The sequence below is a fragment of the Streptomyces regalis genome (assembly GCF_001509475.1).
Classification (GTDB): Bacteria; Actinomycetota; Actinomycetes; order Streptomycetales; family Streptomycetaceae; genus Streptomyces; species Streptomyces regalis.
In genome coordinates, this window is record NZ_LLZG01000104.1 from 1 (window position 1) to 15,455 (window position 15,455).

A 15,455-nucleotide genomic window follows, 5' to 3' on the forward strand; every position below is an offset into this window, starting at 1 on the left:
GGAGAAGCCGGTTGTGCGAGGTGATCCCGTTGTGCGGGAGCAGTCGGCCGGGCGGGGGCAGTCTGCTGGGCGAGAAGCGTCGTCCGGACAGGGTCAGCAGGTCGAGTGGGAGCAGGCGGCTGGGCAGGAACAACCGGCTGGGTGGGGGCGGCCGGTTGTGGGAGAAGAGTCTGCCGTGAGGGAACAGTCAGCTGGGCGAGAAGCGCTGGCTGGGCGGGAGGAGCCGGTTGTGCCCGTTGTGCGGGAGCAGCTGGCCGGGCGGGGGCAGTCTGCTGGGCGAGGGGAGTCGTCCGGGCAGGGTCAGCAGGTCGAGTGGGAGCAGGCGGCTGGGCAGGAACAACCGGCTGGGTGGGAGCAGCCGGTTGTGCGAGAACAGCCTGCCGTGAGGGAACAGTCAGCTGGGCTGGGACAGTCAGTTGGGCGAGAAGAGTCGTCCGGGCGGGAACAGCTGGTCGAGTGGGAGCGGTCGGCGGGGCCGGAGCAGTCGGCCGGGCGAGAAGCGCTGGCCGGGCTGGAGCAGTCAGCTGTGCGAGAGGAGTCGGCCGGGCGGGAGCACCCGGCTGGGTTGGCTGGGCGAGAGCGGTCGGTCGTGCGAGAAGGGGCGGCCGTGGAGGAGCAGTCGGCAGGGCAGCAACAGCCGGCTGGAGGGGAGCCGTCGGCCGGGCGGGAGCCGCCGGGCGTGTCGGAGTGGCGGGCTGGGCCGGTGTCCGGGGCCGCGCGGCAGGACCGACATCGGCAGCGGCCTCGAACCTTGGGGCAGGCCCGGGTCGGGTTGCGATCCGGGACCGGGCAGCGCTCCCGAGCCCAGCGCGACTCCCGAACCCGGCTCCGCCCCCGAACCCGGCTCCGCCTTCGAGTCTGGCTCAGCCCCCGAGTCTGGCTCCGCCTTCGAGTCTGGCTCCGCCCGCAAGTCTGGCTCCGCCTTCGAGTCTGGCTCCGCCCGCAAGTCTGGCTCCGCCTTCGAGTCCGGCGGCAGCTCCAAGCCGGGCGGCACTCCCATGACCAGCTGCAGTCCCGTGACCGGCTGCAGTGGCGAGATCGGCTGCAGTCCCGTGACCGGCTGCACTTCCGTGACCGGCTGCAGCTTCGAGACTGGCCGCAGGCCGCTGTCGGGGAGCGGTTCCGAGCCGGGTTCTGGGCCTGTGTCGGGGAGCGATTTCGAATTCGGTCGCAGGGAGCGGGAGTCCGGCTGTGGTGTTCTGCCGGGTGGTCATCCCGGGGGCGGCTGCAGTCAGCTGCCGGGTGGCGTATGGCGCCCGTCGTGCTCGTGCTCCTCGGCTGTGTTCCCGGGCTTGCCGCCATTCTCGCGCTGGCGCTGTGCGCGGGCGGGGTCGAGCGGAGTGTGGCGGCGTCCGCACGGCAGGCCGTGGCGCGTGCCGCCCCGCACAAGGCGGCCCGGCCGCCCATCGTGCCGAGGTCGCTCTGGCTGGACGACGACTCCCGGCACGCCCAGCCGCCCCCGCGCTACGACGACACGGTCGTCGCGGTCTTCGTCCACCACACCGACTCGCCCAACGGCTACGACTGCGCCGACGCGCCCCGCATCATCCGCTACCTGTACGCGGGCCAGACCGGCTCCCGCGACTGGGACGACATCGGCTACAACTTCCTCGTCGACCGTTGCGGCACCATCTACGAGGGCCGCGCGGGCGGCATGGACCGCCCGGTGACCGGCGCCCACACCCAGGGCTTCAACCACCGCACCACCGGCATCGCCGCCCTCGGCACCTTCACGGCCGGCGTCGCCGTGCCGAAGGAGATGACCGACGCGATCGCCGCGCTGGCCGCCTGGAAGCTGGGGATGTCCGACACCGACCCGCGCGCGAGGGTCCGCCTGACCTCCAGCAACAGCCACAGCCGCTACGCCGCCGGCACCACCGCCACGCTCCCGGCCCTGGCCGGCCACCAGGAGGGTTACATGACGAGTTGCCCGGGCGCGGCCCTCAGCGCCCTCCTCCCGGAGATCAGGGAGACGGCGGCCCGCCTGCAGGGCAGACGCTGATCAGCGCGCTCCCCCCCGCCCCTCCGGACTCCCCCCCCCCGTGCCGTCACCGGCGCCCGAGATATACCCCCAACGCCCGCTGCAGCACCTTTCCCTGGCTGCCCACCGGAAGCTCCCACTCCCCGAGGTACTCCACGGCCCGGCCGCCCGTGCCGGTCTTGAAGCGGAGGCGTCCGAGCAGGCGGTCCTCGGTGAGGGCGGGGGTGATGGAGCGCAGGTCGTACGTCGCGGCGCCCGCAGCCCGCGCGTCACCCAGCATGCGCCACAACAGCGCGCTGCTGGGCCGCAGCCGGCGCCCGCGGCGGCCGGACGCGGCGTACGAGTGCCAGGCGCGGGAGCCGACGTTGATCATCAGGGCCGCGGAGAGCACCTCGTCGTCGTACTCGGCGAGGTAGAGGCGCAGCCGGTCGTCGTCCTCGGCGTTCAGGGCCTTCCACATGCGCCGGAAGTAGTCCAAGGGGCGGGCCTTGAAGCCGTCGTGGGCGGCGGTCGCGGTGTACAGGCGGTGGAATTCGGGCAGGTCGGCCGCCGAGCCCCAGGAGACCCGGACGCCTGCCGCCTCGGCCGTGCTCAGGGCCTGCTCCCAGTGCGGTGCGAGGTCGGCGCGCAGTTCGTCCATCGAGCGTCCCGCCAACGGGATCTCACAGCCGTAGCGCGGCTGGCCGAGACCGAAACCGCTCCCGTCGTCCTCCTCGCACCGCCGCCACCCGAGCCGGCGCAGCCGCTCCGCGGCGTCGAGCGCGTATCCGTCGATGCCGGCCGCGGGCAGCTCGTGCAGATGACGTACGTCGGGGTCGGCGATGCCGGCCGCCACGGTGGCCGCGTCCCAGTGCCGTACGACGAGGGGCGGGCCGATCCGGACCGAGAACGCCCCGATCCGCTTCAGATGGGCGACGAGCGGGTCCAGCCACCGCTCCAGGCGCGGATCGCGCCAGTCGATCGCGGGGCCGTCCGGGAGGTAGGCGAGGTAGCGCCGGGTCCCGGGCAGCGGCCGGTACAGGACCAGCGCCGTCGCGACCATCTCCCCGTCCTCGAACCAGCCGACGCTCTCCGGCAGCCAGTCGGGCTTCACATCGCCCCACTCGGGTATCTGCAGGTGGCTCGCGTCGGGATACAGCCGCAGATGGGCGAGGTGCTCCGCGCGCGGTATCTCCCGCACGAACAGGCTGGTCATGGGCTGGGTGCTCCTGGTCGGGGCGGCCACCCTAAGCCGGAGATCACACAACGGGTCAAGAGACGGGGCGTGAACCTTCCCGACCCGCCCGGTGACGTCGGTCACCAGGTGAAAACGCCTCACAGGTTTCTCGTAGCCGACTCAGGGATCCCTCCGAGACTGCCTCCCTATCGTCATGCACACGCACTGACCGGAGGTGGGGATCATGAGCAGCAGCAGCAGCAACAGCAACAGCAACAGCAACACCAGCCGCGCGCGGGTCTGGACGGTGGTCGCCACCGTCGCGACCGTCGTCCTCGGGCCGGCCGCCGTCACGGCGTCCGCGCTGGACCAGGCCAACAAGGCCCCGATGTACCACGCGGTGAAGGCCGAGCAGACGCAGGGCTACATCCCGTCGGACCCGAGCCGCCGGCGGGCCATGGCCTGAGGCTCAGTCCTCCGGCTCAGTTCTCGTGGCTCAGTCCTTGGCTCAGTCCTTGAACCGCTCCCACAGCCTGGGATACCGCTGCGCCAGCGCCTGTTCGTTCTCGAAGTCGACCGGTGCGCCCTCCGGTTCCGAGGGCGCGGGGGCGATGCCGAGGTCCGGGGCGACGGTGCCGGTGAGCTGCTCGTAGGCCTCGTCCGCGGCGTAGCCGAGCTCCTCGCCGTCGCCGTCGAACTCCTCGTCGAAGTCGCCCAGCAGGTCGGCGAGCGAGTCGGGCTCGTGCACACCGCCCTCGTACACCTCGCGGCCCTGGCCGATCAGCCAGCACCGGAAGAAGTCGAACGCGTCGTCGCTGGCCCCGTCCAGCAGGACCCAGGCGGCGCCCCACAGATCCCAGGTGTACGCGCGGTTGTAGCGGGCCTCGAAGTGACGGGCGAAGTCCAGGACCATGTCCGGCTCCAGTTGCAGGAGCTTGTCCACGAGCAGGTCGGCCTGCTCCTCGGGGTCGCCCTCGGCAGCCTCGCGAGTGCCGTCGACCAGCTCCCAGAACTCCGTCTCGTCCATCACGGGTCAAGCATCGGCCCTGTACGGGTGGGACGCACGTGGAGTGCGACGGATTGTTATCGACGTACGGCTCGTGGGCGTACGGCTCATGAGCGGTACAACGCGGCCAGCCGTATCGCATCGCTCGCGCACCGCGCCCGCAGTGCCTCCGGCGCGAGCACCTCGACCTCCGGGCCGAGCGACGCGAGCTGGGTGTGGGCGACTTCCTCGGATTCCACCGGGAGGGTCAGCGTCACCCATCCGTCCCCGTCCGGGGCACCCGCCGCCTCCAGCGCCTCCCGCGCGGACTGCGGATCGACGGCGTACGGCAGTCTGCGCACCCCGCCGGGGGACACCCGCACCACGACCTCGGTCCGCAGAAGGGACCGCGCGAACTGTTCCGCCCGCTCGTCCCAGAAGCCCGGCAGATCGAACTCCTCGTCCCGCTCGAACCGCTCGAACCGGTCGGACCGCTCGTCACCAGCGTCCACGGCGGTGAACCGGTCGATGCGGTACACCCGGTACGACCCGTGCCCCGCGACCCGGGCGCACACGTACCAGACGCCTGCCTTCAGCACGAGCCCGTACGGTTCCAGCTCCCGCTCGACCTCGGCCTCCCCGCGCCGGTACCGAGCGACGATCCGCCGGTCGTCCCACACCGCCTCCGCGACGGCCGGCAGCAGCTCGGGTGTCTTCGGTTCCTTGAACCAGTTCGGGGCGTCGAGGTGGAACCGCTGAGCGGCCGTACGGGAAGCGTCACGCAGGGAGGGCATCAGGGCTGCCGACACCTTCAGCCGGGCGGCGGAGGCGGCGTCCTCCAGCCCCATCTCCCGCAGTGCGCCCGGCACCCCGGACAGGAACAACGCCTCGGCCTCGCCCCGCGCGAGCCCCGTCAGCCGGGTCCGGTAGCCGCCGATGAGCCGGTACCCGCCGGCCCGCCCTCGATCCGCGTACACCGGAACCCCCGCCTCCGACAACGCCTGCGCATCCCGCGTGACCGTCCGCTCGGACACCTCCAGCTCCCGCGCCAGCTCGGCGGCGGTCATGGAGGGCCGGGACTGGAGCAGCAGCACCATCTTGATCAGCCGGGCAGCACGCATACGGCCATCATGCCGGGGGCCACTGACAACGAAGGGGTACGGCAACCGCCGTACCCCTTCGCCGAAGGCCAGGAAGGTCAGCCTTTACAGGCCGTACTTCTCGCGCGCTTCCTTCACGGCCGTCGCCTTGACCTCGCCGCGCCGGGCGAGCTGGGCCAGGGCCGCGACGACCACCGACTGGGCGTCGACACCGAAGTGGCGGCGAGCCGCCTCGCGGGTGTCCGACAGACCGAAGCCGTCGGCGCCCAGCGAGGAGTAGTCCTGCTCGACCCACTGCGCGATCTGGTCCGGGACCTGACGCATGTAGTCGGAGACCGCCAGCACCGGGCCCTCGGCGCCGTGCAGCGCCTGACGGACGTACGGCACCCGCTCCTCGCCGCGCAGCAGCGCCGTGTCGGCCTCCAGCGCGTCACGGCGGAGTTCCGTCCAGGAGGTCGCGGACCATACGTCGGCCGCCACGCCCCACTCCTCGGCGAGCAGCTTCTGCGCCTGAAGCACCCAGTGGATCGCGGTGCCGGAGCCCAGCAGCTGGATGCGCGGGGCGTTGGCCACCGGGGACAACCCGGCCGACTCGGCCGTGTTGAAGCGGTACAGGCCCTTGACGATGCCCTCGTCGATGCCGAGGCCCTGCGGCTTGGCCGGCTGCGGCATCGGCTCGTTGTAGACGGTCAGGTAGTAGAAGACGTTCGGGTCCTCGCCCGGGGCCGCCTCGCCGTACATCCGGCGCAGACCGTCCTTGACGATCGTGGCGACCTCGTACGCGAACGCCGGGTCGTACGTCAGCGCGGCGGGGTTCGTCGCCGCGATCACCGGCGAGTGGCCGTCGGCGTGCTGCAGGCCCTCGCCCGTCAGCGTCGTACGGCCCGCCGTGGCGCCGACGAGGAAGCCGCGGCCGAGCTGGTCGCCGAGCTGCCACATCTGGTCGGCCGTGCGCTGCCAGCCGAACATCGAGTAGAAGATGTAGAAGGGGATCATCGCTTCGCCGTGCGTGGAGTACGCGGTCGACGCGGCGATGAAGTCGGCCATCGAACCGGCCTCGGTGATCCCCTCGTTGAGGATCTGGCCGTTCTTGGCCTCCTTGTAGTACATGAGCTGGTCGCGGTCGACGGGCTCGTACGTCTGCCCCTTGGGCGAGTAGATGCCCAGCGACGGGAACAGGCTCTCCATACCGAAGGTGCGCGCCTCGTCCGGCACGATGGGCACCCAGCGCTTGCCCGTCTCCTTGTCGCGGACCAGGTCCTTGATCAGGCGGACGAAGGCCATGGTGGTGGCCACGTTCTGGGAGCCGGAGCCCTTGTCGAAGGACGCGAACGCCTTCTCGGCGGGGGCGGGGAGAGGCGCCACCGGGTGGACGCGGCGGGCCGGGGCCGGGCCGCCGAGGGCCGCGCGGCGCTCCTGGAGGTAGCGGACCTCGGGGGAGTCGGCGCCGGGGTGGCCGTAGGGGACCACGCCGTCGACGAAGTCGCTGTCCTTGATCGGCAGGTCGAGCAGGTCGCGCATCGCCTTGAACTCGTCCACCGACAGCTTCTTCATCTGGTGGTTGGCGTTCTTCGAGGCGAAGCCTTCACCGAGCGTGAAGCCCTTGACCGTCTGGGCCAGGATCACGGTCGGCGCGCCCTTGAACGCGACGGCGGCCTTGTAGGCGGCGTACACCTTGCGGGCCTCGTGACCACCGCGGGAGAGGTGGAAACACTCGAGGATCTTGTCGTCGCTCAGCAGCTTCGCCATCTCGACGAGCGCCGGGTCCTTGCCGAAGAAGTCCTGGCGGATGTAGGCGGCGTCACGTGTCTGGTACGTCTGGACCTGCGCGTCCGGTACCTCGCGGAGCCGTCGTACGAGCGCGCCCGTGGTGTCGAGCTGGAACAGCTCGTCCCACGCCGTGCCCCACAGGGTCTTGATGACGTTCCAGCCGGCGCCACGGAACTGGGCCTCCAGCTCCTGCACGATCTTGAAGTTCGCGCGGACCGGGCCGTCGAGGCGCTGCAGGTTGCAGTTGATGACGAAGGTCAGGTTGTCCAGGCCCTCGCGGGAGGCCAGGGCGAGTGCCGCCGTGGACTCCGGCTCGTCCATCTCGCCGTCGCCCAGGAACGCCCACACGTGGGAGGCGGAGACGTCCTTGATGCCGCGGTTGGTGAGGTAGCGGTTGAAACGGGCCTGGTAGATGGCCGACAGCGGGCCGAGGCCCATGGAGACGGTGGGGAACTCCCACAGCCAGGGCAGACGGCGCGGGTGCGGGTACGACGGGAGGCCGTTGCCGCCGGCCTCCTGGCGGAAGTTGTCGAGGTGCTGCTCGTTCAGGCGGCCGTCGAGGAAGGCGCGGGCGTAGATGCCGGGGGAGGCGTGGCCCTGGATGTACAGCTGGTCGCCGGAACCGTCCCCCTCCTTGCCCTTGAAGAAGTGGTTGAAGCCGGTCTCGTACAGCCAGGCCGCGGAGGCGAAGGTGGCGATGTGGCCGCCGACGCCGTGTTTGCTGCCCCGGGTCACCATCGCGGCCGCGTTCCAGCGGTTCCACGCGGTGATACGGGACTCCATCGCCTCGTCACCGGGCACGGACGGCTCGGCGGCGGTCGGGATGGTGTTGACGTAGTCGGTCTCGAGAAGCTTGGGCAGCGCGATGCCGGTGCCCTCGGCACGCTCCAGCGTGCGGCGCATCAGGTACGCCGCACGGTGCGGCCCGGCCGCCTTGGCGACCGCGTCCAGCGAGGCCTGCCATTCGGCGGTCTCCTCCGGATCACGGTCCGGGAGCTGGTCGAGCGCGCTCGGCTGGATGGCGTTGGGGTCGGTCATGTCGCCGCCTTCCTCAGTCGAAGGGGGTTCCCTCATCGGTAAGGGTTCGGGGGTGCCCTTGGTCTTTGGCAGGACAGGGCGGGAGGCCTCGGGTGGAAGCCCGTCGGCGACTGTAACTCCCTGATCGATGATCGATCAAAGGGTGGCGGCCTAAAAAGTCTCGACATCGAGAAATTGGCATCCGGTGCCGGGGAAAAGGGCACGCGGTGCCGCATTTTCCCTGCTCACCTGAGTTCTGGGCGGCTAGCTTGGGCGGCTTGCTCGGCCTTCAGGGTGCGGACGGGGACGGACGAGGACGGACGGGGACGTGGTCAACCCGTCGCTGCCTGCCGCCCCTGCTCGCCCTCGGCGCGCTCCCGGTCCATGCGTTCCCGGTCCATGCGCTCGTGCTCCTGGCGATGCTGTGCGGACTGCTCGCGGGTGATCACCTCGGTTGCCGCGCCGACGGCGACCGCGACCGGCCACGCCATGGCTCCGGCGGCGGTCATCCCGCCGAGGACCCCGTAGAAGGCCAGCCTGCGGGGCGTGGGGAGCAGGGCCGTGGCCGCCGATGCGGCCGTGGACGTGGCCTTGCGGGCGCCCGAGAACATGTCGCCCGGTGTCACATAGGGGATGGGGACCCGGGGGTGCGCGGTGTGCAGATGCACCACCTTGCCGCCGGTCCGCCTCTCCTCGTGATGCTCCGGCTCGGCCTGCGGTCCGGCCTCGGCCGGGGCGGGCTGAGCTCGCTGGGTCTGCGGCTGTGGGGAAGTCATAGCCGTCCTCCCCTGCTGGAAAGCGTGGGTAGTGGGTCAGTGGGTCCTTCCAGCCGCCTTCCATTGACGGGCATGGCTAAACGTGAAACCGACCCAAACGAACAATTCGCCCAGTCTGGCTCAGTCGCCGGTCAGGCCTGGGCGGCGGCCATCCGGCCCCCGCTCGTGCCGAACGCCTTCCAGAGCTGGATGGCCAGGCGCACCAGGACGGCCTTGAGCAGGGCGACCGCCACCTGGGTCAGGATCGTGGTGAGGATGTGCGGCATGGTGAGCCGCCTTTCGTGTGGGGCGAGCTGGGTACGGCTCCTTTGTCCGGTCCGATGCCATCCGGCAGGCTGCACCCGAGTGTCCTGCGGGTGAACTTTCCGCAGAGCATCGACCGCGCCCCGAGCCACGGAGGGCACCAGCACCGACCCCGCCGCAGAATTGGGCGGGGGACTCTGATCGGCGACGCTACTCGCCCTCGTGTCGAGGCGCGCATCCCAGCACATGGGCCTTGACCAGTTCGGCGATCCGGGGATCCCGGCGCTGGAACGCGGCCACCAGCTCCTCGTGCTCCTCCGCGTAGGACTGCTGCACCGTACCCAGCCACCGGATGGACAGGGCCGTGAACACCTCGATGCCGAGGCCCTCCCAGGTGTGCAGCAGCACCGAGTTGCCCGCCGCCCGCACCATCTCGCGGTGGAAGGCGACCGTGTGCCGCACCTGGGCCGTGCCGTCGGCCTTGCGGTCGGCCTCGTACAGGGCGCTGACGTGCGGCTCCAGCGCGGAGCAGTCCTCTGCGAGGCGGTCGGCGGCGAGCTCCGCGGCGATGGCCTCCAGGCCGGCCCGGACCGGGTAGCTCTCCTCCAGGTCGGCCGCGGTCAGACTCCGTACGCGTACGCCCTTGTTGGGCGCGGACTCGATCAGCCGCAGCGACTCCAGTTCGCGCAATGCCTCGCGTACGGGTGTCTGGCTGACCTCCAGCTCGGTGGCGATGCGCCGCTCCACGATTCGCTCGCCCGGCTGCCAGCGACCGCTGATGATCCCCTCAAGGATGTGCTCGCGGATCTGTTCGCGCAGCGAGTGGATGACGGGGGCGGTCATGAGGGCTCCTTAGGGCGCGTTGACGCTTAGACAATACGGCCGTTGCACTCCGCTGGGAGGGCGCGTGGGGGCGCTTTCGTGCAGGTGAGACGAGACTTACACGGCGGCAGTCAGTTGGGGCGCCCGCAGTTCCCCGCGCCCCTGGGGGTGCAGTCGACCGGCGCCGAAAACCGACGCCCCGCCCGGAGGAGCTCCGGGCGGGGCGTCGTACTGCTCGACAGGGGAGATCAGAGGCCGAGCTCGACCTCGAACTCGCCCGCCTCCAGGATCGCCTTGACCGCGGTCAGGTAACGGGCCGCGTCGGCGCCGTCCACCAGGCGGTGGTCGTAGGACAGGGTCAGGTACGTCATGTCGCGGACGCCGATGACCGTGCCCTCCTCCGTCTCGATGACGGCCGGGCGCTTGACCGTGGCTCCGATGCCGAGGATCGCGACCTGGCCCGGCGGCACGATGATCGTGTCGAAGAGCGCGCCGCGCGAACCGGTGTTGGAGATGGTGAAGGTCGCGCCGGACAGCTCGTCCGGGGTGATCTTGTTGGCGCGGACCTTGCCGGCCAGCTCCGCCGTGGCCTTCGCGATGCCCGCGATGTTGAGGTCGCCGGCGTGCTTGATGACCGGGGTCATCAGGCCCTTCTCGGAGTCCACCGCGATACCGATGTTCTCGGTGTCGAAGTAGGTGATCGTGCCCTCGGCCTCGTTGATCTTGGCGTTGATGGGCGCGTGGGCCTTCAGCGCCTGGGCCGCGGCCTTGACGAAGAACGGCATCGGGGAGAGCTTGACGCCCTCACGAGCCGCGAACGCGTCCTTGGCGCGGGCGCGCAGCTTCATCAGGCGGGTGACGTCGACCTCGACGACCGACGACAGCTGGGCCTGCTCGTGCAGCGCCTTGACCATGTTGTCGCCGATGACCTTGCGGATGCGCGGCATCTTGACGGTCTGGCCGCGGAGGGGGGAGGCCTCCAGGGTCGGCGCCTTCTTGGCAGCGGCGGCGGCAGGGCCTCCGGCAGTCACAGCAGCGGCCGGAGCCGGAGCAGCGGCGGCGGCCTTCGCGGCCTCGGCGGCGGCGATGACGTCCTGCTTGCGGATACGGCCGCCGACGCCGGTGCCCTTGACGGTGGCCAGGTCGACGCCGTTCTCGGCGGCGAGCTTGCGCACCAGCGGGGTGACGTAGGCGCCCTCGTCGGTCGCCTGGGCGGCGGCCGGAGCGGCCGGAGCCGGGGTGACCGGGGCCGGAGCGGCCGGCGCGGGGGCCGGGGCCGCGGGGGCGACCGGAGCCGGGGCGGCAGCGGCGGGCGCGGCCGGAGCGGCAGGGGCGGGCGCCGGAGCGGCCGGAGCCGCGGGCGCGGCCGGGGCAGCGGCGGCGGGAGCCGGAGCCGCCGGGGCCGGGGCGGCCGCCGGAGCGGCACCCGCGACGCCGATGACGGCCAGCTTGGCGCCGACCTCGGCCGTCTCGTCCTCGCCGACCACGATCTCCAGCAGCGTGCCGGAGGCGGGGGCGGGGATCTCGGTGTCGACCTTGTCGGTGGAGACCTCGAGCAGCGGCTCGTCGGCCTCGACGCTGTCACCGACCGACTTCAGCCAGCGGGTGACGGTGCCCTCGGTGACGGACTCGCCGAGCGCGGGCAGGACGACGTCCGTGCCCTCGGCGGCACCACCGGCCGGGGCGGCCGGGGCCTCGGCGACCGGCGCCGGGGCGGGCTCGGCGGCCGGGGCCGGAGCCTCGGCGGCAGCGGGGGCCGGGGCGGCGGCGGGCGCGCCCGTGCCGTCGTCGATCACGGCCAGCTCGGCGCCGACCTCGACCGTCTCGTCCTCGGCGACCTTGATGGAGGCCAGGACGCCGGCGGCGGGGGAGGGGATCTCGGTGTCGACCTTGTCGGTGGAGACCTCGAGCAGCGGCTCGTCGGCCTCGACGCGCTCACCCTCGGCCTTCAGCCAGCGGGTGACAGTGCCCTCGGTGACGCTCTCGCCGAGCGCCGGAAGGGTTACGGAAACCGCCATGGTTTCGGTTGCTCCTTACGAATTGCGGAAGTCTGTGTTCGTCGCGGAGTCGCTTCGTCGACCGAGGGTCAGTCGTGCGCGTGCAGCGGCTTGCCGGCCAGGGCCAGGTGGGCCTCGCCGAGGGCCTCGTTCTGCGTCGGGTGGGCGTGGATGAGCTGGGCGACCTCGGCCGGCAGCGCCTCCCAGTTGTAGATCAGCTGGGCCTCGCCGACCTGCTCGCCCATGCGGTCGCCGACCATGTGGACGCCGACCACGGCACCGTCCTTGACCTGGACGAGCTTGATCTCGCCCGCGGTGTTCAGGATCTTGCTCTTGCCGTTGCCCGCCAGGTTGTACTTCAGAGCGACGACCTTGTCCGCGCCGTAGATCTCCTTGGCCTTGGCCTCGGTGATACCGACGGAGGCGACCTCCGGGTGGCAGTACGTCACCCGCGGGACACCGTCGTAGTCGATCGGAACGGTCTTCAGACCGGCCAGACGCTCCGCCACCAGGATGCCCTCGGCGAAGCCGACGTGCGCGAGCTGGAGGGTCGGGACGAGGTCACCGACAGCGGAGATGGTCGGGACGTTGGTGCGCATGTACTCGTCGACGAGGACGTAGCCGCGGTCCATGGCGACGCCCTGCTCCTCGTAACCGAGACCGGCGGAGACGGGGCCACGGCCGACGGCGACGAGGAGGACCTCGGCCTCGAACTCCTTGCCGTCGGCGAGGGTGACCTTGACACCGTCGGCCGTGTACTCGGCCTTGGAGAAGAAGGTGCCCAGGTTGAACTTGATGCCGCGCTTGCGGAAGGCGCGCTCAAGAAGCTTCGAGGAGTTCTCGTCCTCGACCGGGACAAGGTGCTTCAGGCCCTCGATGACCGTGACGTCGGCGCCGAAGGACTTCCACGCCGAGGCGAACTCGACGCCGATGACACCGCCGCCCAGGATGATCGCGGACTTCGGCACACGGTCCAGGACGAGGGCGTGGTCGGAGGAGATGATGCGGTTGCCGTCGATCTCCAGGCCCGGCAGCGACTTCGGCACGGAGCCGGTCGCCAGCAGGACGTGGCGGCCCTGGATGCGCTGGCCGTTCACATCGACGGAGGTCGGGGAGGACAGGCGGCCCTCACCCTCGATGTACGTCACCTTGCGGGAGGCGACGAGACCCTGCAGGCCCTTGTACAGACCGGCGATCACGCCGTCCTTGTACTTGTGGACCCCGGCGATGTCGATGCCCTCGAAGGTGGCCTTCACACCGAACTGCGCGCTCTCGCGGGCCTGGTCGGCGATCTCGCCCGCGTGCAGCAGGGCCTTGGTGGGGATGCAACCCCGGTGCAGGCAGGTGCCGCCGACCTTGTCCTTCTCGATCAGGGCGACGTCCAGGCCCAGCTGCGCCCCGCGCAGGGCCGCGGCGTAACCGCCACTACCACCGCCGAGGATCACTAGGTCGAAAACGGTGCTGGCGTCGTTCGCCACGTCACGTCCTCCATGCATGTGCGCCGTACGCCGGTCTTCGACGACCGGCAGGCGGCTGGTGTCCGGCCGCTCTTTCTTCGGCCCTGTGGTGGGGCCCTGTCCTGCCGAGCCCCATCTTCGCACTTGTCCACACCGAACGAGACGCCGGGCCGGTGTGTGAGACGTAGCACGTTCATATGTGAGGGGCTCGCTCATGAACGGAACCAACCAGCCATACGGCGACGGGGCCTCGCCCTACCCGCATGCGAGGCCCCGTCGATCCGAACCGACCTCAGCCCAGGTCGCCGGAGGCCGTCAGCTCGGCCAGCCGCACCAGCGTCCGCACCCCGGACCCCGTACCACCCTTCGGCGTGTACCCGAAGGGACCACCCTCGTTGAACGCGGGACCGGCAATGTCGATGTGCGCCCACGTCACGCCCTCGCCCACGAACTCGCGCAGGAAGAGACCCGCGACCAGCCCACCGCCCATGCGCTCACCCATGTTGGCGAGGTCGGCGGTCGGCGAGTCCATCCCCTTGCGCAGGTGCTCCGGCAGCGGCATGGGCCAGGACGCCTCACCGACCTCCTCGGCCGCCTCCACGATCGCGGAGCGGAACGCGTCGTCGTTGGCCATGACACCGAACGTCCGGTTCCCCAGCGCCAGCACCATCGCGCCGGTGAGCGTCGCGACGTCGACGATCGCGTCCGGCTCCTCCTGCGACGCCGCCCACAGCGCGTCGGCGAGCACCAGCCGGCCCTCCGCGTCGGTGTTGAGCACCTCCACGGTCTTGCCGCTGTACATGCGCAGCACGTCACCGGGGCGCACGGCGGACCCCGACGGCATGTTCTCGGCGAGCGCCAGCCAGCCGGTGACGTTCACGTCCAGCCCGATCCGCGCGGCGGCGACGACGGCGGCGAACACGGCGGCCGCACCGCTCATGTCGCACTTCATCGTCTCGTTGTGACCGGCGGGCTTCAGCGAGATGCCGCCCGAGTCGTAGGTGATGCCCTTGCCGACGAAGGCGAGGTGCTTGGCCGCCTTGGAGCTGGTGTACGTCAGCTTCACCAGCCGCGGACCGGCCGCCGACCCGGAGCCGACGCCCAGGATGCCGCCGTAGCCGCCCTTGGCCAGCGCCTTCTCGTCGAGCACCTGCACCTTGATGCCGTGCTCCTTGGCCGCCGCCGAGGCGATCGCGGCGAAGGACTCGGGGGTGAGGTCGTTCGGCGGGGTGTTGATCAGGTCACGGGCGCGGTTGAGCTCCTCGGAGACGGCGGTGGCGCGCTCGATGGCCGCCTTGTGCTCCTTGTCGCGGGGCTTGCCGCCGAGCAGCGCGGCCTCGGCGAGGGGGGCCTTGCCGTTCTTCTTCTTCTTGTCCTGAGTGTTGTCGCCGTTGCCCTTGTAGACGTCGAAGGCGTACGCCCCGAGCAGCACCCCCTCGGCGACGGCGCCGACGTCACCGGCGTCGCCCAGCGGCAGCGCGAACGCGGCCTTCTTGGAGCCGGCGAGGGCACGGGCGGCGACGCCGGCGGCCCTGCGCAGCGCCTCGCCGTCATAGGCGCCGTCCTTGGCGTCCTCGGGCTCGGCGCCCAGGCCGACCGCCACCACGAGCGGGGCCTTGAAGCCGGCGGGCGCGGGGAGCTTCGTCACCTCGCCCTCGGCGCCCGAGGCGCCGAGGGTCTCCAGGACGCCGGCGAGCTTGCCGTCGTACGCCTTGTCCACAGCCTCTGCGCCCGGTGCGACAACCAGTCCCCCGGACGTGGACGCAGCGCCCTTGGCGACACCGATCACGATCGCGTCGGCCCGCAGGCCGGGCGCCGCGGCGGTGCTGAGAGTGAGAGCAGTCACGGTGGTGAAATCTCGCTTCCGATGTGAAGTTTGCGATGGCCGAATTGGTGTGGGTCGACCGGGCCCGACGGCCGACCCTAATTCCGACCTACGGGTGCGTAGCAGCGGGGCCTTCCCCGGTACGGCGAACACTTGGGATGAGCCTACGCTCGTGTGAGCGTTCGCTCATTCCTGCGGGCGTTCACCTGTCGGTGGCGTCGTCTCCATTTCTTGATCCACGCCATCGGTGAGCTGAGTCACACTCGTCTGGTTCCGGCGAGCGATCGGCTTGCCGCTTTGCATGATTTCCACGGATCCTCCGCCGT

General features: G+C 71.0%; 13 protein-coding genes. 2 read left to right on the top strand and 11 right to left on the bottom strand.

The window, feature by feature from the left end; genetic code table 11:
- Positions 1–1,249 precede the first annotated feature (1,249 nt).
- On the top strand, positions 1,250–2,002 hold the full coding sequence (locus ADL12_RS15510; RefSeq protein ID WP_062702720.1) for a peptidoglycan recognition protein family protein: 753 nt from the start codon (positions 1,250–1,252) through the stop codon (positions 2,000–2,002).
- 46 nt (positions 2,003–2,048) lie between these two features.
- On the opposite strand, the gene ADL12_RS15515 is transcribed toward ADL12_RS15510, so the two are convergent.
- Positions 2,049–3,176 (bottom strand): lipid II:glycine glycyltransferase FemX, encoded by a 1,128-nt coding sequence (locus tag ADL12_RS15515; RefSeq protein ID WP_062702722.1) that lies wholly within the window; start codon positions 3,174–3,176, stop codon positions 2,049–2,051.
- A 205-nt stretch (positions 3,177–3,381) separates the two neighbouring features.
- Between ADL12_RS15515 and ADL12_RS15520 the strand changes: the two genes are divergently transcribed.
- Positions 3,382–3,603: a hypothetical protein gene (locus ADL12_RS15520; protein ID WP_062702724.1), complete on the top strand. Its 222-nt coding sequence runs from the start codon at positions 3,382–3,384 to the stop codon at positions 3,601–3,603.
- A 42-nt stretch (positions 3,604–3,645) separates the two neighbouring features.
- Here ADL12_RS15520 and ADL12_RS15525 read toward each other — a convergent pair whose 3' ends face one another.
- From ADL12_RS15525 to ADL12_RS57715, 10 genes are all read right to left on the bottom strand, one after another.
- Positions 3,646–4,164, bottom strand: coding sequence for a DUF4240 domain-containing protein (locus ADL12_RS15525; protein ID WP_062702726.1), 519 nt, complete (start codon positions 4,162–4,164; stop codon positions 3,646–3,648).
- Between the two features lie 86 nt (positions 4,165–4,250).
- The gene (locus ADL12_RS15530) at positions 4,251–5,243 is read right to left on the bottom strand and encodes a helix-turn-helix transcriptional regulator (RefSeq protein WP_062702728.1); all 993 of its coding nucleotides are present in this window, start codon (positions 5,241–5,243) and stop codon (positions 4,251–4,253) included.
- A gap of 84 nt (positions 5,244–5,327) precedes the next feature.
- The gene (aceE, locus tag ADL12_RS15535) at positions 5,328–8,030 is read right to left on the bottom strand and encodes a pyruvate dehydrogenase (acetyl-transferring), homodimeric type (protein ID WP_062702730.1); all 2,703 of its coding nucleotides are present in this window, start codon (positions 8,028–8,030) and stop codon (positions 5,328–5,330) included.
- 311 nt (positions 8,031–8,341) lie between these two features.
- On the bottom strand, positions 8,342–8,785 hold the full coding sequence (locus ADL12_RS15540) for a hypothetical protein (RefSeq protein ID WP_062702732.1): 444 nt from the start codon (positions 8,783–8,785) through the stop codon (positions 8,342–8,344).
- Between the two features lie 131 nt (positions 8,786–8,916).
- On the bottom strand, positions 8,917–9,051 hold the full coding sequence (locus ADL12_RS57710) for a hypothetical protein (protein WP_279617145.1): 135 nt from the start codon (positions 9,049–9,051) through the stop codon (positions 8,917–8,919).
- 187 nt (positions 9,052–9,238) lie between these two features.
- Entirely contained in the window at positions 9,239–9,871 is a 633-nt protein-coding gene (locus ADL12_RS15545) for a GntR family transcriptional regulator (protein WP_062702734.1), read from the bottom strand.
- 227 nt (positions 9,872–10,098) lie between these two features.
- Positions 10,099–11,868: a 2-oxoglutarate dehydrogenase, E2 component, dihydrolipoamide succinyltransferase gene (gene sucB, locus ADL12_RS15550; RefSeq protein WP_062702736.1), complete on the bottom strand. Its 1,770-nt coding sequence runs from the start codon at positions 11,866–11,868 to the stop codon at positions 10,099–10,101.
- A gap of 68 nt (positions 11,869–11,936) precedes the next feature.
- Positions 11,937–13,325 carry a dihydrolipoyl dehydrogenase gene (gene lpdA, locus ADL12_RS15555; RefSeq protein WP_062702738.1) on the bottom strand — a complete coding sequence of 463 codons (1,389 nt, stop codon included), beginning with the start codon at positions 13,323–13,325 and terminating at the stop codon, positions 11,937–11,939.
- A 271-nt stretch (positions 13,326–13,596) separates the two neighbouring features.
- Positions 13,597–15,150 carry a leucyl aminopeptidase gene (locus tag ADL12_RS15560; RefSeq protein WP_062702740.1) on the bottom strand — a complete coding sequence of 518 codons (1,554 nt, stop codon included), beginning with the start codon at positions 15,148–15,150 and terminating at the stop codon, positions 13,597–13,599.
- Positions 15,151–15,315: 165 nt separating this feature from the next.
- Complete coding sequence (locus ADL12_RS57715) at positions 15,316–15,441, bottom strand: hypothetical protein (protein WP_279617146.1); 126 nt, start codon at positions 15,439–15,441, stop codon at positions 15,316–15,318.
- Positions 15,442–15,455: the final 14 nt, after the last annotated feature.